Annotated in this window: 21 protein-coding genes and 5 tRNA genes; 6 read left to right on the forward strand and 20 right to left on the reverse strand. The window is 62.8% G+C overall.

Going from position 1 to position 24,289, the window contains the following annotated elements:
- Nucleotides 1-9: 9 nt before the first annotated feature.
- From smc to ACH6CX_RS03290, 3 genes are all read right to left on the reverse strand, one after another.
- On the reverse strand, nucleotides 10-3,513 hold the full coding sequence (gene smc / locus ACH6CX_RS03280) for a chromosome segregation protein SMC (protein WP_396674769.1): 3,504 nt from the start codon (nucleotides 3,511-3,513) through the stop codon (nucleotides 10-12).
- 202 nt (nucleotides 3,514-3,715) lie between these two features.
- On the reverse strand, nucleotides 3,716-4,972 hold the full coding sequence (ccmI, locus tag ACH6CX_RS03285; protein ID WP_396674874.1) for a c-type cytochrome biogenesis protein CcmI: 1,257 nt from the start codon (nucleotides 4,970-4,972) through the stop codon (nucleotides 3,716-3,718).
- Entirely contained in the window at nucleotides 4,965-5,516 is a 552-nt protein-coding gene (locus ACH6CX_RS03290) for a cytochrome c-type biogenesis protein (protein WP_232942939.1), read from the reverse strand. Before ACH6CX_RS03290 ends, ccmI begins: the two co-directional genes overlap by 8 nt.
- A 178-nt stretch (nucleotides 5,517-5,694) precedes the next feature.
- Between ACH6CX_RS03290 and ACH6CX_RS03295 the strand changes: the two genes are divergently transcribed.
- Both ACH6CX_RS03295 and ACH6CX_RS03300 read left to right on the forward strand, forming a co-directional pair.
- Nucleotides 5,695-5,770, forward strand: a tRNA-Val gene (locus ACH6CX_RS03295).
- Nucleotides 5,771-5,817: 47 nt separating this feature from the next.
- A tRNA-Asp gene (locus ACH6CX_RS03300) sits at nucleotides 5,818-5,894 on the forward strand.
- A 393-nt stretch (nucleotides 5,895-6,287) separates the two neighbouring features.
- Here the strand turns inward: ACH6CX_RS03300 and ACH6CX_RS03305 are convergent.
- Complete coding sequence (locus ACH6CX_RS03305; RefSeq protein ID WP_232942940.1) at nucleotides 6,288-7,007, reverse strand: DUF4197 domain-containing protein; 720 nt, start codon at nucleotides 7,005-7,007, stop codon at nucleotides 6,288-6,290.
- A gap of 216 nt (nucleotides 7,008-7,223) precedes the next feature.
- Between ACH6CX_RS03305 and ACH6CX_RS03310 the strand changes: the two genes are divergently transcribed.
- Nucleotides 7,224-7,299: transfer RNA gene (locus ACH6CX_RS03310), tRNA-Val, on the forward strand.
- Between the two features lie 47 nt (nucleotides 7,300-7,346).
- Nucleotides 7,347-7,423 (forward strand) — tRNA-Asp (locus ACH6CX_RS03315).
- A 302-nt stretch (nucleotides 7,424-7,725) separates the two neighbouring features.
- Here ACH6CX_RS03315 and ACH6CX_RS03320 read toward each other — a convergent pair.
- The 13 genes from ACH6CX_RS03320 to ACH6CX_RS03380 form a co-directional block, all read right to left on the reverse strand.
- Nucleotides 7,726-9,381 carry a BCCT family transporter gene (locus ACH6CX_RS03320; protein WP_334079056.1) on the reverse strand — a complete coding sequence of 552 codons (1,656 nt, stop codon included), beginning with the start codon at nucleotides 9,379-9,381 and terminating at the stop codon, nucleotides 7,726-7,728.
- Entirely contained in the window at nucleotides 9,285-9,623 is a 339-nt protein-coding gene (locus tag ACH6CX_RS03325) for a hypothetical protein (RefSeq protein WP_237061774.1), read from the reverse strand. The genes ACH6CX_RS03320 and ACH6CX_RS03325 overlap by 97 nt, the downstream gene beginning before the upstream one ends.
- A 162-nt stretch (nucleotides 9,624-9,785) precedes the next feature.
- Nucleotides 9,786-10,388, reverse strand: a complete 603-nt coding sequence (locus ACH6CX_RS03330; RefSeq protein ID WP_237061775.1) for a YigZ family protein — start codon at nucleotides 10,386-10,388, stop codon at nucleotides 9,786-9,788.
- Nucleotides 10,351-10,935 carry a DsbE family thiol:disulfide interchange protein gene (locus tag ACH6CX_RS03335; protein WP_232942944.1) on the reverse strand — a complete coding sequence of 195 codons (585 nt, stop codon included), beginning with the start codon at nucleotides 10,933-10,935 and terminating at the stop codon, nucleotides 10,351-10,353. The genes ACH6CX_RS03330 and ACH6CX_RS03335 overlap by 38 nt, the downstream gene beginning before the upstream one ends.
- Before the next feature lie 33 nt (nucleotides 10,936-10,968).
- Nucleotides 10,969-12,954: a heme lyase CcmF/NrfE family subunit gene (locus ACH6CX_RS03340; protein WP_232942945.1), complete on the reverse strand. Its 1,986-nt coding sequence runs from the start codon at nucleotides 12,952-12,954 to the stop codon at nucleotides 10,969-10,971.
- The gene (gene ccmE, locus ACH6CX_RS03345) at nucleotides 12,951-13,400 is read right to left on the reverse strand and encodes a cytochrome c maturation protein CcmE (RefSeq protein ID WP_232942946.1); all 450 of its coding nucleotides are present in this window, start codon (nucleotides 13,398-13,400) and stop codon (nucleotides 12,951-12,953) included. Before ccmE ends, ACH6CX_RS03340 begins: the two co-directional genes overlap by 4 nt.
- A gap of 60 nt (nucleotides 13,401-13,460) precedes the next feature.
- Entirely contained in the window at nucleotides 13,461-13,694 is a 234-nt protein-coding gene (gene ccmD, locus ACH6CX_RS03350; RefSeq protein WP_232942947.1) for a heme exporter protein CcmD, read from the reverse strand.
- A gap of 1 nt (nucleotide 13,695) precedes the next feature.
- A complete protein-coding gene (locus ACH6CX_RS03355) occupies nucleotides 13,696-14,439 on the reverse strand; it encodes a heme ABC transporter permease (RefSeq protein ID WP_334079032.1) in 744 nt (247 codons plus the stop codon).
- 12 nt (nucleotides 14,440-14,451) lie between these two features.
- Nucleotides 14,452-15,195 carry a heme exporter protein CcmB gene (ccmB, locus tag ACH6CX_RS03360; RefSeq protein ID WP_232942948.1) on the reverse strand — a complete coding sequence of 248 codons (744 nt, stop codon included), beginning with the start codon at nucleotides 15,193-15,195 and terminating at the stop codon, nucleotides 14,452-14,454.
- Nucleotides 15,182-15,841: a cytochrome c biogenesis heme-transporting ATPase CcmA gene (gene ccmA / locus ACH6CX_RS03365; protein ID WP_232942949.1), complete on the reverse strand. Its 660-nt coding sequence runs from the start codon at nucleotides 15,839-15,841 to the stop codon at nucleotides 15,182-15,184. Before ccmA ends, ccmB begins: the two co-directional genes overlap by 14 nt.
- A gap of 110 nt (nucleotides 15,842-15,951) precedes the next feature.
- Nucleotides 15,952-17,718, reverse strand: a complete 1,767-nt coding sequence (locus ACH6CX_RS03370; RefSeq protein ID WP_396674775.1) for a SpoIIE family protein phosphatase — start codon at nucleotides 17,716-17,718, stop codon at nucleotides 15,952-15,954.
- 2 nt (nucleotides 17,719-17,720) lie between these two features.
- Nucleotides 17,721-18,068, reverse strand: coding sequence for an STAS domain-containing protein (locus ACH6CX_RS03375; RefSeq protein WP_232942951.1), 348 nt, complete (start codon nucleotides 18,066-18,068; stop codon nucleotides 17,721-17,723).
- A 310-nt stretch (nucleotides 18,069-18,378) separates the two neighbouring features.
- Nucleotides 18,379-18,558 carry a PA3496 family putative envelope integrity protein gene (locus ACH6CX_RS03380; RefSeq protein ID WP_232942952.1) on the reverse strand — a complete coding sequence of 60 codons (180 nt, stop codon included), beginning with the start codon at nucleotides 18,556-18,558 and terminating at the stop codon, nucleotides 18,379-18,381.
- A 369-nt stretch (nucleotides 18,559-18,927) separates the two neighbouring features.
- Here ACH6CX_RS03380 and ACH6CX_RS03385 point away from each other — a divergent pair.
- Both ACH6CX_RS03385 and ACH6CX_RS03390 read left to right on the forward strand, forming a co-directional pair.
- A tRNA-Arg gene (locus ACH6CX_RS03385) sits at nucleotides 18,928-19,003 on the forward strand.
- A 316-nt stretch (nucleotides 19,004-19,319) separates the two neighbouring features.
- Nucleotides 19,320-20,771 (forward strand): hypothetical protein, encoded by a 1,452-nt coding sequence (locus ACH6CX_RS03390; RefSeq protein WP_237061776.1) that lies wholly within the window; start codon nucleotides 19,320-19,322, stop codon nucleotides 20,769-20,771.
- A gap of 11 nt (nucleotides 20,772-20,782) precedes the next feature.
- Here ACH6CX_RS03390 and ACH6CX_RS03395 read toward each other — a convergent pair whose 3' ends face one another.
- The 3 genes from ACH6CX_RS03395 to ACH6CX_RS03405 form a co-directional block, all read right to left on the reverse strand.
- On the reverse strand, nucleotides 20,783-22,801 hold the full coding sequence (locus tag ACH6CX_RS03395) for a mechanosensitive ion channel family protein (protein ID WP_237061777.1): 2,019 nt from the start codon (nucleotides 22,799-22,801) through the stop codon (nucleotides 20,783-20,785).
- A gap of 158 nt (nucleotides 22,802-22,959) precedes the next feature.
- Nucleotides 22,960-23,085: a hypothetical protein gene (locus ACH6CX_RS03400; RefSeq protein WP_255701151.1), complete on the reverse strand. Its 126-nt coding sequence runs from the start codon at nucleotides 23,083-23,085 to the stop codon at nucleotides 22,960-22,962.
- A 94-nt stretch (nucleotides 23,086-23,179) separates the two neighbouring features.
- The gene (locus ACH6CX_RS03405; protein ID WP_232942955.1) at nucleotides 23,180-24,196 is read right to left on the reverse strand and encodes an isoaspartyl peptidase/L-asparaginase family protein; all 1,017 of its coding nucleotides are present in this window, start codon (nucleotides 24,194-24,196) and stop codon (nucleotides 23,180-23,182) included.
- Nucleotides 24,197-24,289 lie beyond the last annotated feature (93 nt).

Below are 24,289 nucleotides of genomic sequence, written 5' to 3' on the forward strand. Positions count from 1 at the left end.
TTCACGCCCTTATGCGGATGCCAGCTCGGCCGCCTCTTCAACGTCCACCGTCACCAGTCGCGAAACGCCAGGCTCGTGCATGGTCACACCCAGCAGCTGGTGCGCCATCTCCATGGCAATCTTGTTGTGAGTGATATAGATGAACTGCACGTGCTCGGACATTTCCTGCACCATCCGCGCATAGCGCCCCACGTTGGCGTCATCCAGCGGTGCGTCCACCTCGTCCAGCATACAGAAAGGAGCCGGGTTGAGGCGGAAAATGGAGAATACCAGCGCAATGGCGGTGAGTGCCTTCTCGCCGCCCGACAGCAGGTGGATGGTGCTGTTGCGCTTGCCCGGGGGCCGCGCCATGATCGCGATGCCGGTATCCAGCAGGTCCTCGCCGGTGAGTTCCAGGTAGGCGTGGCCGCCGCCAAATACCTTGGGGAAGAGTTCCTGCAGGCCGCTGTTGACCTTGTCGAAGGTTTCCTTGAAACGGGTACGGGTTTCCCGGTCGATACGCTTGATGGCGTTCTCGAGGGTCTCCAGCGCATCCATCAGGTCACTGTACTGTCGATCCAGGTATTCCTTGCGCTCGGACTCCTGCTTGTACTCGTCGATAGCCGCCAGGTTGATGGCGCCGAGACGGGAGATACGCGCGGCCACCAGTTCCAGTTCCTCCTGTACCTGGCCAATGGTCAGGTCGCCGGGAAGCTCTTCCAGCACCTGGTCCACGTCGTAATCGGATTCACGCAGCTGCTCAACCAGCCCATTGCGCTGCACCTCGAGGGTCTGGGCGCCCAGGCGCTCCTGCTCGAGCTGGGCACGCACGCCCTGCAGCGCCGACTCCACTTTGTGGCGCTCCTGCTCCTGTTCGCGCAGGCCGCTCTCGACCTCCTCCAGTTTCTTGCGCGCCTCGGACAGCTCGGTTTCCACCTCCATGCGCTCGCCCAGCTTCTCCTCCAGCTCGGCCTGGAAATCCTGGGACGGGTCGTCGCTCTCGGCCATCTGCTCCTGCAGCTGCTCGCGGCGGGTGCGCAGGCGCTCCAGCTGCTCGCGCATCACCTGCAGCGTGCGCTCCAGCGACATCATCTGGGTCCGCACTGACTGCTCACGCATGGCCAGTTCATGCGCCTTGTCCTTGTCTTCACGGGCGCGCTGGCGCGCCGCATCCAGCGCCTCGCGCAGCTCGTCGCGGCGGGCCAGCAGGGACTCACGGCGGTCAGTGTCATCACTCATCGCCTCCAGCGCCTCCTGCAACAGCAGGCGTGCCTCGGACAGGGACTCGCCCTCCATTTCCTGCTGCTCGCGCACTTCCGCCAGCTCCTGCTCAACACGGGTGCGGCGCTCGCCCATCTGTTCGGCGCGCGCACGGCGGGCGGACAGCTGGCTGCGCAACTCGGACTCGCGCCGACTCAGCTGCTCCAGCTCATTGCGGGACTGCTCAATGGCACTCTCCATGTCGGAGGCCTGGTTGCGCAGTTCTTCACGCTGCTCCGAGAGGGTCTCGATCTGTTCTTCGCAGGCGGCTATCGATGCCTCCAGCTCTTCCAGCTCCTGCTTGCGCTCCAGTACCCCGGCCTCGGCGTCGGAGGCACGGCTGACCCGCAGCCAGTTAGGCCCCAGCCAGAGACCGTCGCGGGTTACGATGGATTCATGGGCCTGCAGCCGCTCCCGCTGGGCAAGCGCGGCGGTGAGGTCCTCAGCGGTATAGATGCCGGACAGCAGGCCAGCCAGTGAGTCGGGGCCCTCGACCACTTCCGCCAGCGCCGGCAGGCTGCCGCCAGCGGTGGCGGGAACCGGGCTGCCGTCGACAAAGATCGCCTGCCCGCTCTCGAGGCTGGCAAGCCCCTCGCTCAGGCTCTCCAGCTGGTCCACACAGACTGCCTGCAGCTGGGTGCCCAGCACCGTTTCCACGGCCTTTTCCCAGCCGGCCCGGGCGCTGATCTGGTCGGCCAGTCGCGGGCGGTCCGCCAGCGACTGCTGCTGCAGCCAGTTATCCACGGCCTTGCCCTGCCCCAGCGCCGCCTGCTGCAGCGCCTCGAGGGAAGCGAAGCGCCCGCGGCTGGTCTGCAACTGCAGGCGCAGCTGGTCCAGCTCCGCAGCGCTGTCACTCTCGCGGGCACGCAGCTCCGCCAGGGATTCATTTTTCTCCGCCACGGCCTCGCGGCGTTCGGCGGCCTGCAGCTCCAGCTCGGCCAGTTGCTCGCCCAGCTGTTCAAAATCGTCGTCATCGCCGCTCTCGGCGAGGCGGCCACGCTCTTCCTGCAGCTTGTTGATACGCTCCTGCAGGCGCTGCGCAGAGGTCTCCAGATGCTGGATGCGGGACTGCTGTACCTCGGCTTTCTGGCGCGAACCCGAGGCACCAGTGTTGAACTGGTCCCACTCGTTCTGCCAGTCGCGCATCTGGTCCTCGGCGGTCTGCAGGGCCAGGGCGGACTCCTCTTCTGCGGCCTGGACCATCTCCAGGTCCGGGTTGATCACTTCCAGCTCGGCCTCAAACTGCGCCGCCTTCTCCCGGTCAGCTTCCAGGCCGGTTTCCGCCTCGCGGTATTCCTGCTCGGTCTGCTGCAGGTCGGACTGCAGGCGGGTATTGCGCTCGCGGGCATGGGCGATGCTCTGCTCCAGCCGCGCGATATCGGCGCCGATGGCGTAGAACCGGCCCTGTACCTCGTTAAAGCCGTCGGACAGCTCGTGGTAACCGACGCGCTTCTGCTCGATATCGGTGTCACAGCTCACCTGCCGCGTTACCAGTTCTTCGACTGTGAGCTCCAGCTCGCCGATCTGCTGCTGCTTGGCCTTGGCCTGGTCATCCAGGTCGCGGTACTTGAGGGCCTGCAGGTGCGCCTTGTGACTGCGCTCCTCTTCCTTGAAGCGGCTGTACTTCTCAGCCGCGGCAGCCTGCCGCTCGAGGCGCGCCAGCTGGCGCTCCAGCTCATCGCGGATATCTGTGAGGCGCTCCAGGTTCTCGCTGGTGCGGCGCATGCGATTCTCGGTGTCGCGGCGGCGCTCCTTGTACTTGGAGATACCCGCCGCTTCCTCGATAAATACCCGCAGCTCCTCGGGCTTGGCCTCGATCAGCTTGGAGATCATGCCCTGCTCGATGATGGCATAGCTGCGCGGGCCCAGGCCGGTGCCCAGGAACAGGTCAGTCACATCGCGGCGGCGACATTTGTCGCCATTCAGGTAGTAGTTGTTCTGGCCATCGCGGGTCACACGGCGCTTGACCGAAATTTCGGCAAAACCGGCATAGGGGCCGGTCAGCTTGCCCTCGGAGTTGTCGAATACCAGTTCGATGGAGGCCTGGCCCACCGGCTTGCGGCCGCTGGAGCCATTGAAGATCACGTCGGTCATCGAGTCACCGCGCAGGTTTTTCGCGGACGACTCACCCATAACCCAGCGCACGGCATCGATGGTGTTGGACTTACCACAGCCGTTGGGGCCCACCACAGCACTCAGGTTGGACGGAAAATGAACGGTAGTCGGGTCAACGAAGGACTTGAAACCCGCAAGCTTGATGCACTTCAGACGCATGTATTTGTAACTCGGTATTTTGTTATTCGCCGGCGCCCGACAGCGTGCCGGCGATGGCCGCACCAAACCGCCGATTGTACATGGCGGCGTCGGTCGTTTCAGCGGTAATTTTCGATTAGGGGATGCCGCAACGGCTGCCCGCAGGGGCCGCGCGGCACCCCCGCCCGCTACCGGAACGGGGCAAAGGGGAACCCCGGGGCGCCTACAACTGGCGGTCGATCGTAATCGATACCGGCTGGTCCCAGTCGGCCTGCGGCAGCGACTCGATGCTGCCCTGCCAGTCCCCGGGCGCCGGCCGGGCATCGCCGTTAATCGCCAGGCGCGCCACCAGCTGCACCCGGTCCACCCCGGCCAGGGAGCGACCCGGCATCATTGCCCGCGACTCATCCAGCACCACCTCTGCCGGCAGCTGGCCGGCACTGAGCCGGACAATCGCCAGGGGCATGGGGCTATCGGAACCACGGGCATAGATAAATACCGGCGTCCCTGCCGGTGCCTTGACCGCCTCTGCCAGGCTTACATTGATACGGATCGCCGGACCATCTCCCTCGCCAGCGTCCGGCGCGCGGGCTTCAGCCACAGCTTCACTGTCGACCGCCTCGCCCCGCTCTGCCAGCGCCTGCTCTGCCCGCGCCACACCGGCGGCCAGGGCCTGGGCCGCCGCAGAACCCGGCGCCAGCTGGTTGAGGGCGTGCTGCCACAGGGCCCGCGCCACCTGGAATTTCTGCTCCTCAAAGGCGGCGATGCCGGCCAGGCCCAGCGCGGTACCGTTGTCCGGTTGCACTTCCAGCGCCTCACCCACCAGCCTGCGGACTTCCCCGGTCACGCGGGAGCCCTGCTGGAAAAACAGCGCCTGTGCCAGCTCTGCCTTCACACCCGCCGCCTCCGGCTGCTGCTCCACTATGTAGCGATATGCCGCCACCGCGCCGTCCAGGTCACCGCGAACCATCAACCGCTGCGCCAGGACATAGCGGCTGGTGAGGTCATCAGGATGGGACTCCGCCCGCTCCTGTAGCTGACGGGTAATTCGTTCTTCTGTCGCCCGGTCGGTCTCGCCCTGCTGGCTGGCGAGGATATCGCGATACAGCTCGAGATCCCCCACGTGCCCCCTGTCCAGGTACAGCGCCAGCGCCGCCAGCGGCAGCACTACCGCCAGCCCCAGCAGAAGGCCACGGCCGCCCTGGCGGGATTCGCCAGCTGCCGACTGCTCTGCCGCCAGCAGGTTGCGGGCCATTTCCACCTCCAACTGGGCAAACTGGTCTTCGTCGATGGCGCCACTGGCGCGTGATGCCTCAAGCTCTGCCCTTTGCTCCCGGTACAGCGTCGCCAGTGCCGCCCGCTGGCGCCCGGCTTCTGCCTGCACGCGCCGGTGGGCCCCCGCTCCGCGAAGCGCCGGCCACAGCAGCACGAAAACCAGCAGCAGAACCAGGGCCGCCACGCCCAACCACAATTCAGTCATCACGCCCGGCCCCACGGTCACTCTCCCGATCCGCTTTCAATTCCTCTTCCCCCAGCAGTGCCTGCAGGCGCTGCCGCTCGTCGGCGGTCAGCTCCCCACTGGCATCATCCTGCCGCGCACCTGTGCCCGAGCGGGAGCGCATCACCACCACCACCAGCGCCAACAGGCCAAAGGCGGCAAATACCCCGGGTGCAATCCACAGGGCCATGGTGTTGCGCTGCACCGGGGGCCGGTAGAGGACGAAATCCCCATAGCGGGCCACCATGTACTCGGTAATCTCCTGATCGGTGAACCCCTCTTCCAGGAGTCGCCGGATCTCCCGGCGCAGGTCCTGGGCCACCGGGGAGTCAGACCCCGCCAGGTTCTGGTTCTGGCACTTGGGGCAGCGCATCTCCTCGATCAGCACCTGGTAGCGCGCCTCCAGCTCCGCAGTCGACAACGGCTCGACCTCCACGGCGGCTACCGCGGCCAGCGACAGGCAAAGGCCGCCCACCAGGGCCACGACCCGGTGATGCCACCCGGTCTTTCTTTCTCGTTCTCTCACCCAGTTCTCTCCGTCGATGCGTGCGGTGGAAATTTGCGCGATTATAACAGCCTCCCCCACCCCCCGCACTCGCCCCCGCAGCTCCCCCGGACCGCTTAACTCATTGAAAGGTAAAAAAATTTTTCACAAAGCGTTGACGCACCGAAAAATATCATTACTATACGCAGCTCCTGACGCGGGGTGGTTAGCTCAGTTGGGAGAGCGACGGCCTTACAAGCCGTAGGTCACAGGTTCGACCCCTGTACCACCCACCACTTCCCCTCACCTGCCCGGCAGGTTACAACGGGGAAGCAAGGAATGCGGACCGGTAGTTCAGTTGGTTAGAATGCCGGCCTGTCACGCCGGAGGTCGCGGGTTCGAGTCCCGTCCGGTCCGCCATATACAAAAAAGGCCCACACGAAAGTGTGGGCCTTTTTTGTATCTGTTGGATCGGCGTGCAAGAACCCCCGTTCGACAAAATTGCCATCGGCAATTTTGGACGCCAGAGCGAAGCGACGGCGCCCGCAGGGTGAGCGGCAACGCCGCGAATCAGTCCCGCTACACGAGTCCCAGTCGGCAAGGAGCGATCTACGCGAGAGCGCGGCTTTGCGTATCCAGTGGGTAGGTGTACGACTAAATCGTCCGGGACACCCTGGGATACCGACACCCAGCCCCGCCCAGTCCAGCCCAACAAATAAGCCCGCTGGGAGCGGGCTTTTTCCTACGGGGCAACCCTCCACCCGCGACACAGTGAAAGGTCACCCGACTACCCCGGATCAGCAAAGAGAGCTATCAGCCCTCCCCGGCCCCGAACACCTGGCCAATCAGCACACTGCCCCGGGCCACAGGATCCCGGCGAATCAGGGCCTCTTCCTCACCGATACGGCTGAACAGGGTCATCATGCTCTGGTCAATCACGTAGCGCTCCAGGTCCATATCCGGCTTGTTGGCGATGGGTAACTTCTCGTAGGTAGAAAGCAGGCTCTCATACTGGCCGTAAAAGCCGGTCTTACGCAGGTTGGCTTCCACAATCGGCTGGTAGCGCATGCGCAGGGCGCTCTCGGTCTGGCGCTGGAAGTAATCCGTGGCCGCAGTCTCACTGCCGCGGATAATGCCCAGCGCATCATTGACCGTCATTCCGGTAATTGCCTGCTTGAACACCGGCGCCGCCTCAGCCACCGCCTGTTCCGCGCCGCGATTCATGGCATCCTCCAGCTGGTCCACATAGTTGCCGAAACCAAACTGGCGCAGGCCATCTTCCACCGGGCGGACCGATGCAGGCAGGCCCAGGTTGAACGCGCCCACCTGGGACAGCCGGCTGCTGGCCCGGTCAGTGCTGGTGCGCAGGGTTTCCTTGATGCCCCGCGCAAGCCTTGAGTCGGTATCGTAACCGGCATTTTTGGCCACCTGGTTGCCGACATCGACCCAGGGCGAGACCGCCTCCATATTCTGGCAGGCCGCCAGCACCAATCCCCCGGCCAGGACAACGGCCAATTTCCAATGATGCGTCATGATAATTCTCCTCGAAATCCGATTGCGCAATACTAACCCACCCGGGCCACCTGGAAAGTGACTGGCTTCCTGCTACGCACAGGCAAACCATGCCAAACGTAGCTCCCCCGCAAAACCCGCCACCCCTGCACTGGCCGACCACCGCCGCGCCTCCCGAATTTTTGGAAAAGGGCATTGACTCAATAAGATTTACCGGTAAGATACGCAGCCCTTCGAGGGTGGTTAGCTCAGTTGGGAGAGCGACGGCCTTACAAGCCGTAGGTCACAGGTTCGACCCCTGTACCACCCACCACTTCCCCTCACCTGCCCGGCAGGTTACAACGGGGAAGCAAGGAATGCGGACCGGTAGTTCAGTTGGTTAGAATGCCGGCCTGTCACGCCGGAGGTCGCGGGTTCGAGTCCCGTCCGGTCCGCCACATACAAAAAAGGCCCACACGAAAGTGTGGGCCTTTTTTGTATGTGCTGGATCGGCGTACAAGAACCCCCGTTCGACAAAATTGCCGGGAGCAATTTTGGACGCAGCAACGAAGCGGAGGTGCCCGCAGGGCGAGGGCCATGGATGGCCCGAGTCACTAAATTGCCAAGAGTAATTTTGGACGCCAGAGCGAAGCCACGGCGCCCGCAGGGTTAGCGGCATAACCGCGAATCACAAATACGCCAAGAACGAACCTGGACACCGGCGCACTGCAACCCAGGCAACCTGCCCCCCATAGCAGAATCAACGCGGCTCCCCCACCCCCTGGACTAACAAAACCACCAGCGATCCCGCACTCCCCAACACAATCAACAGTCCCGGCAAACCCGCAAGGTTTGCCAACATCTTGATACCGTCGCTACCGAGAAAGCTGGCACTGCACCACCCCACCAGGCCGACCAATCCAGCCCACAACAACTTCACCCCAAACGACGATCCCATATGGGCAGCGGTCACCGACTTCATGCACAGCCCGCCAATAGCATCGGTATTGGAATCCGTTGCAGTGATAAAGGAGATAAAGCAACCGCAGATGAAAAACAGGCTCAGCAGGGTGCTGCCCGGCAGGTAACTGAACAGCTGGTAGGCCATCGCAGCGAGCCCCTGTTCCCGGTACACCTGGTACATGGCACCGCCCCCGAGGTTATCGAAGTAAAGGGCGGCACCTCCAAAGGTGGAGAACCACAAAACGCCAAACAGTGACGGCAACAGCAGGTTCACAAGGATAAACTGCCGCACTGTGTAGCCCCTGGCGATTTTCCCCAGGAACAGGCTCGACAGCGGTGCCCAGGCGAACCAGCTGGCATAAAACGCAGTGGTCCACCAGCCGGACCACTGGCTATCTTGCGGCTCACTCAGCAGTAACTGGCGGGGAAAGAAGTTGGCCAGGTAATCGACCAGTGAGCCGGCACCAAGCCCCGCGATAAAACCAGATGGACCCACCAGCAACAGGTAGAGCATCAGCGCCACAAACAGGATGGTATTGGCCCGCGCCAGCACCTGAATGCCCTGGCGTAGCCCGCTGGCAGCAGACAACAGTGCCACCGCGACAATAAAACCGGCGGTTGCCGCGTAGGCTACCGGCGACCTGGCGATGCCAAACAGGACCTGCAGGCCATCACCGATCAGCAACAGCCCGGCGCTCAGTACCCCCGACATTCCCACCACCACCGCAAACAGCACCAGGCCATCCACCACCTGTCCCGCAACATTGCCCAGATGCCCGCGCAGCAGCGGCCGCAGCATCGCCCCCACGGAAAACTCGTATCCGAGGTTGTAAAAGCACAGGGCAAACGTCAGGGCCGCCACGGTGTAGATGGCATAAGGTGCCAGGGTCCAGTGGACGAATACTGATGAAAGCGCGAACCGCATCGCCGCCTCACTGCCCGGCTCGATACCAGTGAATGCCGGCGGCTCGCGAAAATGCACCACAGGCTCCGCTACCGCCCAGAACAGAATCCCCATGGCAATCACGGTGGTGAGGGAAACCGCAAACCAGCGGAAAGGCGGATAGATGGGCTCGGCCTCGGGCCCGCCAAGCCTCACCCGGCCCAACGGCAATAGAAACACCACCAGGCAAAGGGCCAGAAGCCCCAGGGCTGAATAGAGGAAAAGCGAGGAGAAATGCTCGATAACCGCCGCATTGGCCGCGGAGGCCATCTTGACGAAGGCCTCCTGGTCCACGGCTGTAACAAGCAGCACCACCAGCACGCCTGCCAGCGCCGGCCAGAACGTAATGGGTTTCAGGTGTCCCCGAAAGGCGGATGTTATCCGGCGGCGAAGGTTGATGGCACCATCCCGCTTCAGCTGCCTATCGCTGCCAGCCCGATACCCAGCAGGATATCCACCGCAATGGCAACCACAAACACCAGCGCCCCGTAGCCGCAGGCGGTTTTCCAGCTGAAATCAAACTGCAGTCGCAGCATCAGGGCAGGCACAACAAAGTACAGGGTGAGCAGCGGAAGCAACAGTTGCTGGGGCAGGCCACTGAATGCCACCGCCATGCTCGCCAGCCAGACCAACAGTGCCGGCACCAGCACAAACGTGATTGAGGTGAATCCATCCAGCCCCCGGTCGCGACCGCGCTCCAGTAAGTTGAACAAACCGTAAACAACACCGCCGGCAATTAACGCCTGTAGCATAATCCTTTCCCCTTGTAGTTCCCTGGGCAGGTCGCCCCGTGAGGGTTCTTGTTTTTCCGGCTGGCCGGGCACTGCCTGGCGAGCGGGCTCCTCCGGTGACCTTTATATCGGATCGGGAGGGAGGGTAAAAGTCTCGGGACAGGGGCAGCCGTCCGGCCGGTATCAGTTGCCGTCGCGGTGTACCCGGCAACCCTCAGCAACAAGGGTCGCAGCCAGCGCATCCCAGTGATCCTGCGGCAGCGCAATGGGCACGGTGACTCCCTCGCCGTACGCCGCTTCGTCGCAGTGCCCACCAGCCTGCCCCACCAGGAAACGCAACCGCGACTCCTGGGCAAAATCGCAGGAGACAGAGGCGCTTACAAAGGGAATGAATGGCTTCAGTTCAGCCTGCTGGAGTGCCGCCCCCACCGCGCCGCGGTAGGCGCGCATCAGGCCACCGACGCCGAGCTTGGTGCCGCCGAAGTAGCGCGTGACAATCGCACCAACGTTACCCACTTCCTGTTTCAACAGGAGTTCCAGCATGGGGCGGCCGGCACTGCCGCCGGGCTCACCGTCATCATCCGACTGCATGACTAACGGGTTGGCCGGGTTGCCGATCACCAGTGCCGTGCAGTGGTGGCTGGCATCGGGGAACTGGCTGCGCACGGTTTCCAACTGCTGCAGGAACGCCGCCTTGTCTTCAGCCGGACCCAGCCAGCAGATAAAGCGGCTCTTCTTCTCTTCCGTCTCACTGACAACGGGAGAGCAGGGAATCTGGTAACTCACCGGCAAATTCTTCCCATGACTGGTCCTGCAATCTTTCGTACAGCGGCTGGAGCTTGGTCTGCCAGATACGGTCATCTACCACTCCGACATGCTTGCAGCGAATAGTACCGCCAGAGTCCACCAGGAATGTTTCCGGCGCGCCAAACACACCCAGGTCCAGGGCCAGCCGCCCTTCCCGGTCAGCGACACTGAACAGGTAGGGGTTATGGAATTTCTCCAGCCACTTCTGCGCCTCGGCGTTGTCGTCCTTCAGGTTGACGCCAATGATGGGCACGCCCTGGCTGGCCAATTTGTTCAGGTAGGGATGCTCCACCCGGCAGGCGATGCACCATGTCGCCCACACATTCAGCAACAGGGGTTCGGCCGGCAGGTCCGCCAGCCCGGCCCGGGCCTCACTATCCGCGACTTTCGGCAGGGAAAACTCAGGTACCGGTTTGTTCAGTAGCGCCGAGGGCATTTCCTGCGGGTCCAGCGAGAGGCCCCGCCAGAACAGCAGGGCCAGCGCAGCGAAAATAATCAGCGGCAGGAACAGCTTGAGTCTGGCCATGGTGATTTCGATCTCCCTCTACTTATCCGCGACTCAGGCACCCGCCGGCATCGCATCGATGGCTTCGGCACGGGCAGCACGGACCTTGCGGTAGCGCTTGTCGGCCACCGCGATGCCACCACCAATGGCCATCAGCAGCGCACCCAGCCAGATCCAGACCACAAAGGCCTTGTACTGCAGGCGCACGGCCCAGTCCCCGTTAGGGTTACCCTTGTCCAGCGGCTCACCCAGGGCCACGTAGATATCCCGGAACAGCCCCGTGTCGATAGCAGCCTCGGTCATGGTATTGCCGCCGGACAGGTAATTGCGTTTCTGCGGGTGCAATTCCGCCACCGGCGAACCGCCGCGACTGACATGCACTACCCCTTCAAACGCGCGGTAATTGGGGCCCTGCACCTGGCGCACACCGTCAAAGCGGAATTCATAACCGGCGACCCGGTGCGTATCCCCTGCTCCCAGGCGGACATCGTCCTCCACGCTGTAGATTGTGGTCAGGGCCACACCCAGCGCAGTCACGGCCAGGCCGACATGGGCCAGGTGCATGCCGTAGTAACTGGCCCGCTGGCGTCGCAGGCCCGCCAGTAACGAGTCAGCGTTGCGGGTCTTGCCGAGGATATCCGCGAGGCTGGATGCGGTGACCCAGCTTCCGACGAAGATTCCCAGCGCCGCCCCCCAGTGGAACTCGCCCAGTGCAAACGGAATTGCCAGGCCCGCCACCACAGCCACCGCCAGGGGCAACTGCCACAGACTCCACAGGCGGTCCCAGCGGCTGTCCTTCCAGTTGGCATGAATGCCCAGGCCCAGCACAACGCTGAGAAACACCATCAGGGGCACAAAAAACAGGTTGAAGAACGGCGGGCCCACGCTGATCTTGCCCCAGTTGAGGGCATCGGCCAGCAGCGGATACAGGGTGCCGGTCAGCACCACGCCGGTAATCAATACCAGCAGGATATTGTTGGACAGCAGGAATGTTTCCCGGGAGCGGAACGAGAACACACTGCCCGCGCTGACTGCTGGTGCCCGGAGGCCAAACAGTACCAGCGACAGCCCCACCACGATCACCAGGAACGCCAGGATAAACCCACCGCGCAAGGGGTCGGTGGCGAAGGCATGCACCGAGGTGAGTACACCGGAGCGCACCAGGAATGTTCCCAGCAGGCTGAGGCTGAAGGCAAAGATTGCCAGCAGGATGGTCCAGCTCTTGAACAGGCCGCGCTTCTCACTTACTGCCAGTGAATGCAGCAGCGCCGTGCCCACCAGCCAGGGCATAAACGAGGCGTTTTCCACCGGGTCCCAGAACCACCAGCCGCCCCAGCCCAGCTCGTAATAGGCCCACCAGCTGCCAAGGGCAATCCCCAGGGTAAGGAAGGACCAGGCCACCGCCGTCCATGGGCGTACCCACCTGGCCCAGGCCGCATCCAGCTGCCCACCCAATAGCGCAGCGATGGCAAAGGCGAAAGCCACCGAAAAGCCCACATAGCCCATATACAGCAACGGTGGGTGGATGATCATGCCGGGATCCTGCAGCAGCGGATTCAGGTCATTGCCCTCCACGGGCGGAAACGGCAGGGTGCGGTCAAACGGGTTGGAGGTCAGCAGGATAAACAGGAAGAAACCCACCAGCACAAAACCCAGCACCGACAGTACCCGCGCCACCAGCTCCGCTGGCAGCTGGCGGCTGAACAGGGCTACGGCGGCGGCCCAGCCGGCCTGCATCAGCAGCCACAGCAGGATAGAGCCCTCGTGGCCGCCCCACACGGCGGTAATCTTGTAGTGCAGGGGCAACAGGCTGTTGGAGTTCTGCGCCACATAATTGACGCTGAAATCGCTCTGGACAAAGGCCGCCGTCAGGCACAGGAAGGCGATGGCAGTAAACACCAACACCCCCAGGGCCAGCGGGCGCCCGGCTTCCATCCACAGGGGCCGGGCGGTATAGCTCCCGGCCACGGGTACCGCGGTCAGGGCCACCGATAACAGCAGCCCCACCAGCAGTGCGAAGTGTCCCAGCTCCGGAGTCATATTTTCGCTCCGTCCCCACAGGTGGCGTTACCAGCCATGGACTCGGCCACCTCCGGCGGTGTGTAGTTTTCGTCGTGCTTGGCCAGCACCTGGTCAGCACGCATGGTGCCGTCACGCATCAACTGCCCGGTTACCACGGCGGCTTCACCCTCGGCAAACAGGTCGGGGAGGATCTTGTCGAACACTACCTGCAGGTCCGCCTCGCCATCGGTAATCGCAAAGTGAACGTCGAGCGATTCTTCGCTGCGCCGGACACTGCCCGGCACCACGCAGCCGCCGGCCCGGATTCGCTTCTCGAACGGCACCTCCCCCGCTGCAAAGGCAGTGGGGGCGTAAAAATAGTCCATATTGTTACGCATGGCGTAGGTGACAAACCCCACGGCGGCACTGGACAGGGCCACCAGGACCAGCACCAGGATAAGGCGTTGTTTACGTGCGGGATGCATGAGCGGTCATTTCCCCCGGAAATCAAGTCAAGTAATGAATCTGTTACGACCGGGCCGCGATTACTCGGCCAGCGCGGCCTCGGCTGCCGGTCTCTCTGGTTGGCGCCGTGCGGCGCGGCGCTCGCGGATACGCTGTTCGCGGCGAAACTCCGCGCGCAACCTGCGGCGCTCCAGCAACGGCTGGGTAACCAGCCCGGCCATGGTGAGGAGGGTCACGCCATAGGCAACCCAGACAAACGGGCCGTGGCCGTTCATGGCGATAAAATCCGCCAGGCCGGCAAACTGGAATTCCATCTTATCGTCCCTCCCCCAGCAGCTGCTGCACCCACTGGGTTCGCGATTCCCGCTTCAGCACCAGGGTGCGGGTGTGGAGAATCAGCACCCAGGCATAGAAACAGTAAAAGCCGATGATCATGGTCAGCAGCGGGTAGAACATGCTCGGATCAATGCTGCTGGACTCGGTCAGCTTGATGGTCGCCGGCTGGTGCAGGGTGAACCACCAGTCCACCGACTTGTAGATGATCGGGATATTGACGGTGCCCACCAGCGCCAGCAGGGCACAGGCCTTATCGGCCAGCTGCTCGCGGGCAAAGGCACGGGACAGGGCGATCACCCCCACGTAGAGGAAGAACAGGATCAGCATAGAGGTAATACGGGCATCCCATACCCAGTATGTGCCCCAGGTGGGCTTGCCCCAGACCGCACCGGTAAACAGGGATACGAACGTGAGCGCGGCGCCAATAGGTGCGGCAGCCCGCATCACCACGAAGGAGAGCTTCATTTTCCAGATCAGCCCGATGGCGCCACTGATTGCCATCAGGTAATAGCCCGCCAGCGCCAGGAAGGCCGCCGGGACATGGATAAAGATAATGCGGTAGCTGTTGCCCTGCTTGGCATCCTGCGGGGCAAACCCAAGCCCCCAGGCCATACCCACGGCCAGCAGCAACGCGCTGGCAGCCGCCAGCCACGGCAGCCAGGCGCTGGTCTTCTCATAAAACCAGCGCGGCGAACCCAAGCGGTGAAACCATTGCCAGGCCAAGGGCAAACCTCCTCAAGAATCGGTACTGATGCGGATGGCGCCGGCGGCCGCCAGTGGCGCCAGCGCCGCGGCAGCCGCCAACAGGGCCGCCAGGATGGCGAGCTGCACGCTGTAGGCGTAACCATCGACGGCCGCCTGGACCGCACCGGTGCCGAAGATTAACACGGGCACGTATAACGGCATAACAATCAGCGCCAGCAGCAGGCCGGGACGACGCAGCGCCACAGTGAGCCCCGCCCCCACGGCGCCGATCAGGCTCAGGCTGGCGGTGCCCAGTAACAGGGACAGCAACAGGCAGGCATAGCCCGCAGCCGGCAGGTTGAGCATCAGCCCCAGCAGGGGCGACAGCAGCGCCAGTGGCAGGCCGGTCACCAGCCAGTGCACTGCCACTTTCGCCAGCACACCAAAATAGAGCGGCTGCGGGGACAGGGTCAGCTGCTCCAGCGAGCCGTCCTCGAAATCACTGCGGAACAGGCTCTCCTGCGACAACAGTGTGGCCAGCAGTGCCATTACCCAGATCATTCCCGGCGCCAAGCGTGCCAGCAGCCCCGGTTCCGGTCCCACTCCCAGGGGCAAGAGGGCCAGCACCGTCACGAAAAACAGCAGTGGGTTGGCGATATCGGAGCGGCGTCGCAGCGCCAGCCGTAACTCTGTCTGCAGCAGCGCGCCAAATCCCGGCCCGCGCCGCTCACGGGGCGAAAGGTCAGCGGGTGTTGCGGAGACCGGGGGCAGGTGACGGGTATCAGGCGTGGACATATTCGCCCTCCCCGGCCGGCGCGTAATCCGCCAGGTCCACGTGTTGCAGGTTTGCCAGGGCAACCGGCTGGTGCGAGGTGAACAGGATCGCCCCGCCCCGGCCCAGGTGGCAGGCCATCTGCCCCTGCAGGCTGGAGACGCCGGCTACGTCGAGGGCTGCCAGGGGCTCGTCGAGAATCCACAGTTGCGGGGCATTGGGGAGGTAGAGCCGGGCCAGTGCCACGCGGCGGTTCTGGCCCGCGGAAAGCTGCTGGCAGGGACTGTACTCGAACCCGTACAGATCCACCTGCTCCAGCGCGGCCAGGGCCTCATCCTCGGTCGCGCCGTACCAGGCCAGGTTTTCCAGTGGTGTCAGGCCGCGGCGCACTCCCGCCTGGTGGCCTATATAGAGCAGCGCACTGCGCATTTGTGGCAGTGCCCGTGGCAACGGCTCCCCGCGCCACAGAATCTCTCCGCGGTAGTCCGAAGCACTGCCGATCAGGGTGCGCAACAGGGTTGTCTTGCCGGAGCCATTGGCGCCCTCGACCTGCACGGCTTTCCCGGCTCCCAGCTCCAGGTCCAGCCCGGCGAACAGGCACCGGCCATCCCGCTCACAGGAGAGCCGCCGCAGCTGGATAAGGGGGGATGAACTTGCAGTCGCTGACATAGTACCGGTGCCGCCAAAAACCTCGGGAACAGGCAATTGATGAAAATCTGAGCGGCATTATACCGGCTGTGGCGCCAATTGTATGGTACTTGTTTGCTCCGAGGCCCGGATTAAACCTTTGCGGGGGCCCCTTCCCGCTCCCAGGGACTGTTCTCCTCCTGCTCCCAGCTGAGTAGTGCCCTTACTTCACTCGCGCCCGGCTGCCACTCCACCCTGCGGCAGATACTCTGCAGGAGTGCCAGTCCCCTGCCCGAGTATGCATTGGCCGCGCCAGTGCGCGCTGGCAGGCCTGGCCCGCTATCGGATACCGACACCAGCAGCCCGCAGTCCCCACCTGCCCGGCAGCTGCTGAGGCGGATCCGGATCCAGCCATCCTGCAGTTGCCGACGGCCGGACTCCAGGCGGCGGTAGTATTCACCGAATCCATGCTCCGAGCGCTTGAGGCTGCTGTCGAGCTGCAGCAAGCCGTGCTCGATTGCATTGTTGAACAACTCCCCCAGGACGATGGAGAGCGTGTCGCGCAGACGCCCGGACTCGGGAAACTGTGCCAGCACCCGGTGCATCAGCGGTACCGGGTCCATTTGCCTCAGGTCCTCCGCCGCCAGGGTGACCCCGAACGACCAGTCGCCGAAGTGGCCCGTGCCGGGCGGGTCCGGAAGCGGCTCACCGATTTCCACGGTCTCAGCAGTGATCTGGTCCAGGGAAAGCTCAACCAGGGAGAGATCGTCCTGCTGGCCGACACTGAAACGACTGATCTCGGCCAGGATCCTCTCAAAGCGCGCCGCCGGAAAGGCATTGCGGATAGTGGCCAGCAGTCGCTCCTCGCCAAACAGCTCGCCGGAGGGGCCCCGCGCCTCGTGGATACCGTCACTCCAGAGATAGAGCCAGTCACCGGGCTCGAGGGGAACATACTGAACCGCCTCCTCGAGATTCAGCCAGCGTACCACTCCCAGGGGCAGGTGACGGGATTCAAGCATCTGAATGCTTCCCCCGGCCCGGCAGAGGCAGGCACTGGGCATGCCGGCATTGAGCACGCGCAGGTGCTGCTTGTGCGGGTCGAGCTCCAGTAGCACCGCGCAACAGAACATACTGCGGGGTAATACCAGGTGCAGCTTCAGGTTCAGTTCGCGGGCGATCTGGCTGAGAGTGAACCCCTTGGGCACCATCGAATAGAAAATCGAGGTCAGCGGAACCGCGCCCACCGCAGCAGCCAGCCCGTGACCGGTGAAATCCCCCAGTAACAGCATCAGCTTGCCACCGGGTGCCCAGGCAGCTGCCAGCACATCACCATTGAGCACAGCCCGGGGCGACAGGTGATAGCGGATGGCATCAGTCTGTTCCAGGCAACTTTCCCGCCCCATATTGCGGAAAATCTCCTGCGCCCCGGCCTGCTCCTTGAGCAGGTCCGACTGGCTGCGGCGCATACGATTGCATTGGGCGATCAGGTTACGGTTGAACTGGCAGTAGCGCCGCAACGCGACCAGCTTCAGTCGCACCAGGTGCCGGTTGTAGGGCCGCCGCAGGACATCATCACAGCCAGCCCCGACGCCATCGGCGGGCAGCGCGTGCTCATCCAGCACCGCCAGGACCGGCACCGGCTCCATCCCGGCCCGCGCACGCAACTGGTGCACACTGCGGGGTTCGGGAGCTGCACCCGCGTGGGGGCCGAATACCAGCAGGTGCGGGCGGATACAATCGAAAGCGGCGAGCGCCGCAGGCACACTGCCCACAACACGGACTGCCACATCCATGGCCCGGGACTCCGGGCCGGACTCACCCCGTGCATCCAGCGGCGCACAGCTATCCAGGAGACTGGAGAGTTCCCGGGCGTCGGCATCGCCGGGCTCGATAACGAGAATATTAAAGGGAGAGGACACCACTAGCGAATGGTGAAAATCTTGTCGAAATTGGAAACCGCCAGCACCTTGGCCACATGGTCGTTGGCATTGACCAGCTCAACGGTATGTCGCTGGCCACCATCATCCTGCCCCTCCAGGCTGTGGTCGCGGAGCAACAGGAGCATTCCCAGCGCGGCGCTATCCAGGTAGCGGGTATCGGAAAGGTCGACGCTGTAGGATTTCGGTGCCGGGTTACAGTCGCGGTACGCGCGCTGGAATTCACTGTGGAGATTGAAATCGAAGTTCCCGTCAATCCGAATGGTCAGCGCTTCGCCGCCATCCGACAATTGCGTGGAAACCCGGGAGGCTGTCTGTTCAAACATCAGCATGGCGAATCTCCTTATTCATCCCCGTTTACCCGGCGCGACCGGTGGAACGCGGCCTGCCGGTACAGCATCCATCCACCGGGCGGGTAATCGCACGACCGGACCGGACCGGCGACGTTTGCCCGACAGCCTTAACAGGACGGTTCTGAACCGTTTTACCTCAACGCACCCACCTGCAGAGCCGGGTGCCCCGACAGGAACTCGCCACCGGCACACAACAGACCGGGGGGGTAACTACCGCAGTCCACCCTGCCCGAGCGATCGTCCCTGCAGAACGCAGAAAGGCGCCCAGTGGGCGCCTTTCTGGTGCAGGTCAGTCGAAATCGTAATCCATCAACTCGCGCTGCAGTCGTATTTCCTCCAGCTTGTCCTCGACCATTCGCCGGGCATCCCGGGGAGGCTGCGAGGTTGCCTGTTTCAATACTTCTGTTGCCAATTGGGGGATATCGTCGTAGTCAAAATCGAAGGTCTTTTCGCTAACGTTGCCGCTCATACGAAACTCCAATATTTCGATCTGCCAGGGCAGATTCACCCTTGTTGTTTTTGTTGTGCACCTGCAGATTAATCAGCTCCGAGGATGCTGGTCAAGCAAAATTTGCATCCCCAAAACCGGCTATTTCGCCGTCGTAACACACCCGGGTTCCGGCGGGGAAAACTTCCCCTTAACCGGCTACCCGGGGCGGCAAATTAGCTGTCTTAAGTGACCGTCGTGCGACAATTTCTCGTCAGGAATATGAAACCATGTTCCCCGCCCCGCCCGGGCCACGGAAACACCCCTGTTACTACCGGTGACACTGGGCGCCACAGGCGCTAGAATACCGACCCTCCAGGCCGCCCGATCCCCGGATCTACCCGGCCTCACGCCCCCGTCGGTTAACAGGATAAACCACGGACCTCCTAAGTCCGCACTGCAGGTTCGAGTCCTGCCGGGGGCGCCAACTCTGCGCCGGAAGCCGATTTCCCCCACCCAACCTCCCGCTGAACAGCGGCACTCTCCCGACCAGCCCCACGCCCCGGACTGGCCGCTGGAGGCCCACGCTGCCAATTACAGCCCCCAAATGACGCCCTGAAAGCGCTGCTGGCACTCGTCGACTATTCTCTCGAATGCCCTCTCGCCCAGCGGTGCCGACTGTGCTCGCCCGATACCCTGGCAGGCAATTGAGCGCACCTGCCCTGAACGCAGTCCTTATAGCGCCAGGCGGGCGGGCCCGGAATGGATGCCGGACGAGTCACAAACAAGGAAAAGGTAACGAAGTGATAAAGCATGGTACGGCCGTCGCACTGGTTGCCGGCAGCCTCGCGGTGCTCCCGGCCGCCGGGCTCACAGCTCAGTCGACGGGGACCCTGGATACTCCCGCGCCCCCAACCGGGCACGACACGCCCAAACTGGCCCAGCGAGTAGTCGAGGCCCCACCCCGGGCACCGGCCCCGGATGAGAATCGCGCCCCCGCGCCAAGCTACTATCCCAGCGGCACACCGGCGCCGCCGTCGGCCTGGGGCTCCTACGAACCCGGCAAGGGGTTCGTGCTGTTGCGCTCGGATATGGGCGAGGTGAACTTCAGCATCTTCAGCTATGTCCGCTACCTGAACCAGGAAAACCTCGAAGACACCTACACCGACAGTTTCGACAGGACTTTCGATGTCAGCATCCGCAACCAGATGCAACTGCAGAAGGTCAACCTCACGTTCAAGGGCTGGATTTTCGACCCGAAATTCCAGTATCGCTTTTACACCTGGACCAGCAACTCCAACCAGGGCCAATCGGCCCAGGTGGTGGTGGCCGGTTACCTGAGCTACCTGTTCAATGACAATTTCAAGCTCGGCGCCGGCATCAATGCCCTGCCCACCAACCGCACCACCAACGGCACCTTCCCCAACTGGCTGAAGGTGGACCACCGCACCATTGCCGATGAATTCTTCCGTGGCTCATACACCACTGGCTTGTGGGCCTGGGGCGAGATCACGGACAAGATCGAGTACCGGGCCATGATTGGCAACAACCTGAGCCAGCTGGGCGTGGACGCCGATGAGCTGGACGACCATTTCAACACCCTCTCGGGCGCGCTGTGGTGGATGCCCACCACCGGTGAGTACGGCCCCGCCAATGGCTTCGGCGATTTTGAGTTCCATACCGAGCCGGCCACCCTGTTCGGAATCCACTACACCCGCAGTGACGAGGACGCCCAGGGCCAGCCCCAGGTAAACAGCTTTGATAACAGCCAGATCCGGCTGTCGGACGGCACGCGGATTTTCTCTCCCGACCCTTTTGACGTCGGCGTTAATATCTCTGACGCCACGTACCAGATGGCAGCTGTCAACGGCGGCATCAAGTACTGTGGTTATTCTCTCGACGTGGAGTACTACTGGCGCAAGGTCAATGATTTCAGGACTATTATCCTGAACGATACCGATACCGGCCTGCCGGTGGATGACCTCTGGGATCACGGCTTCCAGCTGCAGGGGTCGACCATGCTGAAGCCCAAGACCCTGCAGATGTTTGTGGCCGGCTCGAAAATCAATGGTGAGTATGGCGATCCCTGGGACCTGGCGCTGGGCTTCAACTTCTACCCCTTCAAACGCCGCGAGCTGCGCCTGACGGCACAATTCCTCTACCTGGATAATTCACCAGTAGGCTACAACAGCGTGCCCTTCTCCCTCGGCGGCAATGGTGTCGTATTCAACACCGAGTTGATGCTGGCTTTCTGACCCGGCCGGCCCTAGCCCTCCGAACCTGGGGAGCCCTCGGGAGGATAGTAGACGGTATTACGGAGGGCCGCACGCTGTTCCGCGGTAAAGTTCGGGAATGGCATCTGCTGTGCTGCGGCCCACTCGCGCACATGGGCTTCAGCTGTTTTCTGGACTTCCTCATCAATACCGCCATCGCGGGTAAAGTAAACGGTCTGGGAAGGAAATGCGAAATCGGTGCCTGACCGCCGCACGATCCGGAAAACCCGGAAATAGATATCCTCGGAGATGGCACGGAACTCCGGGTACTCATTGGTACTGACATCCACCCGCAGTTCCACCAGCAATGCCGAGTCGCCGAAGCCGGCAAAGCGCACCGAGGGCTCATCGTCGGCAACCCGGGGATGCCCCACCAGCATCTCACGGATATTCACCAGCACGTAGCGCAACTGGTCCTCGCTGGTCTCAAAGCGCAGCGTCAGTATCGTGCGCAGGAGGATATGGCTGCGCGTGGAATAGTTGACGATATGCATCTGGCTGAAGTCGGCGTTGGGGATGGTCGTCAGGCTGTTGTCAATGCCCCGCAGGCGCGTCGAACGCATACCGATACTCTCCACGGTGCCCGCGCGCTGGAAATCCTCGCTGGAATCTTCCCCGTAACGACAGAAGTCACCCACCCTGACCGGTTTATCGCCAAACAGGTTGAGGCTACCAATGAAATTCTCGAATGAACCGCGCATCGCCAGGGCGATGGCGATACCGCCGATACCAAAACCGGCCAACAGGCTGTAAAGCGGGGCCCCGAGGCGGCTACTCAACAGGAAGACCACCCCGATCACCCCGGCGATTCCCACCGTCCGCGCAATAAAGCGCAGCAGGTGGGCATCCAGGCTCTCACCGTGAACGCTGGAGCGATTGATATAAATTTCCATCAGCGCCGGAGGCAGGGTCCAGGCCAGCCAGGCCATGGCCAGGTGACTCACCACTTCCGCCAACAATGAGACTCCCCCGCCAATCACGTCCGTCAGGGTCAGCTGCTGGTGCAGGAAAGCGGACAACGGTTGTATCACCAGGAGCACCGCCAGTGGCACGATAAAGCGGGACAACCTCACCAGCAAGTGGGGACTTTTCCGGAAGTTTGTAATGGCGCGCTGAACGACAAACAGGACGGCAATAAACAGGGAAAAAATCCCCACCAGCGCAATCCACTTCCATACAGCCTGCCGGAACACGCTGCGCTTCATCCAACCCGGAAAGGATTCAATCAGCTCGGGAGGCACCAGCCAGCCGCGCATCGCCAGGTAGGGACGCATGTCGGCGTAATGGGGAATCGGCACGTCGCGCCGGTAGGGAAGATGGCGCACACGCTGGTAAAACTCGGCCGCGCGCGCAACCGTATCGGCGGAAAAGAGGAATTCACCGCTCTGCGGGCCCTCCGCTACCCGCACCAGGGTGATATCCGTGTGGGGAATGGTCCAGCTCACCGAGCTGGCGATACCGGTGGACTGCCCCTGGGTCGTATCCCCCTGGCTGCCAGTCCCGGGTAGCGGGGATGTCACCGGCTTTTCGGCAGATGCATCGGCTCCGGAAACCACTTTCGCCAGGCTGTTCACCTCCTCCCTGCCCGGGATTTCCTCAAGAGGCGGCAGTTCGATGCGGGACAGGACCTCGTAAAGGTAAATTGCTGCATCGTTACCCACGTCGGCTCGCGCCGCCGGTGGGATCCGACTGAGGTCCAGCATGCGCCTGACCCGCGCCTGCTTTTCATCGAGCTTCTGAGCCAGTTCACGGCTCGGGTCGCCCCAGAACTGCCCCTTGGCGAATTGCCCCATCTGGTCACCCACGGCCAGGAATGAGGTGATGGTGGCACGCGGACTGGCCAGGTCGAGGGGGTCCAGGGGGTAATTACGGCGCTTTTTCCCCGCCACTTCCTCGACTATCGGCGCACTGGGCTCCTTGTGATCGTGTGGAGCCTCATCATCGGTGGCCTGCCCGAACACCAGTGCGGGGATAAACAAGAGACAGGCGAGACCAATTCGTAAGAGCCGCACGCACACCCCAGCAGCGGGCTCCCGACAGGAGCCCGGTCAACTCGAAACCAGTATCCCAAGAAGATAGACGAAGCTGGGCGCTGTGGCACGAATGGGGGCACCGCGCGGCCAGTGGGGTCACGGCAGTGTCCACGAAGAAATCACCTGCCAGTCGCGTTTTAGCCCAGAGCCTGGTACATCAGCAGGACCGCAAACAGTCCCGCCAGCAATACCCAGCCCCAGAAAATGCGCACCGAGCGCTCTGCCTGGCGGTTGCGGCGATGTCGCGTTGCTTTGCGTGTCATACGGACTCCCCCTTTCAGAACGAATGCACTGCAAATGTAGCACAGGGCGACGCGGCCATCGGCCGCGGGGCCTGCAAGTCACGCGGGGCGGGAATTACTCCCCAAAAATCGCTACGCTCGCCGGCTGGCTGCTGGTCCGGCTGCCCCGGTACATGCCGGCGGTATTGAATACCAGTGCGACATTCCCCTGCGCATCGAGGACGATGACTCCGCCGGTGCCGCCCACCGGTTTGAGCACATCGTTGATGACGGTTTCTGCTGCCTCGCGGACAGTCTTGCCCTGGTATTGCACCCGCGCACAGATATCCGCGGCAACACTGAAACGGATAAAGTATTCCCCATGTCCGGTGGCGGAAACAGCGCACGAATCATTGTCGGCGAAGGTTCCCGCCCCGATCACCGGCGAGTCGCCGATACGCCCGTAGCGCTTGGCGGTCATACCACCAGTAGAAGTGCCCGCGGCAATATTGCCCTCGCGATCCAGGGCAACGGCGCCGACAGTGCCCATTCGGTATGGCACTGGCAGCGCGTTTACCGAGGCCTGGTCACCACCCTTGCGGTCCAGCTTCTGCTTCGCCTCGTCCAGCTGCCGCCGCCGGTGCTCGGTATCAAAAACACTGTTCTCGACCATGGCCATACCCTGCGCCCGGGCAAACTCCTCTGCGCCCTCGCCGGCCAGCATCACAAACGGTGACTTCTCCATCACCATTTGCGCCAGGTCAATGGGGTTGGCTATGCGGGATACCCCGGCCACAGCGCCCGCCTGACGGGTGCGCCCATCCATAATCGAGGCGTCCAGTTCATGGGTGCCGTCATAGGTATAGACGGCGCCCCGGCCGGCATTGAAGAGCGGCGAGTCTTCGAGCACATTAATTGCCGTCGTCACCGCGGCCAGGCTGGTGCCCCCCGCCTCCAGGATCGCATAGCCTTTTGCCAGGGCCTCCTCCAGCTTGGCGCGATAAGCTTTTTCACGCTCAGCAGTCATCTTGCTTTTCTCGATGGTACCGGCACCGCCGTGAATAGCGATGGCGAGCGGGCGGTCTTCCGCCGCCGTCACCACGCCACACAGCAGCATACCGACGATACCGGCCAGGGAGATCATTCTTTTCATGGGAGTTGACGCCTTTTTCTTTTACGTTTGCAGCATTTATTAGTACCACTTTGGCCCGGGTAGCGAAAGAGTTCACCGACAGACCGCACTTGC

The organism is Microbulbifer sp. JSM ZJ756 (assembly GCF_044383805.1).
Classification (GTDB): Bacteria; Pseudomonadota; Gammaproteobacteria; order Pseudomonadales; family Cellvibrionaceae; genus Microbulbifer; species Microbulbifer zhoushanensis.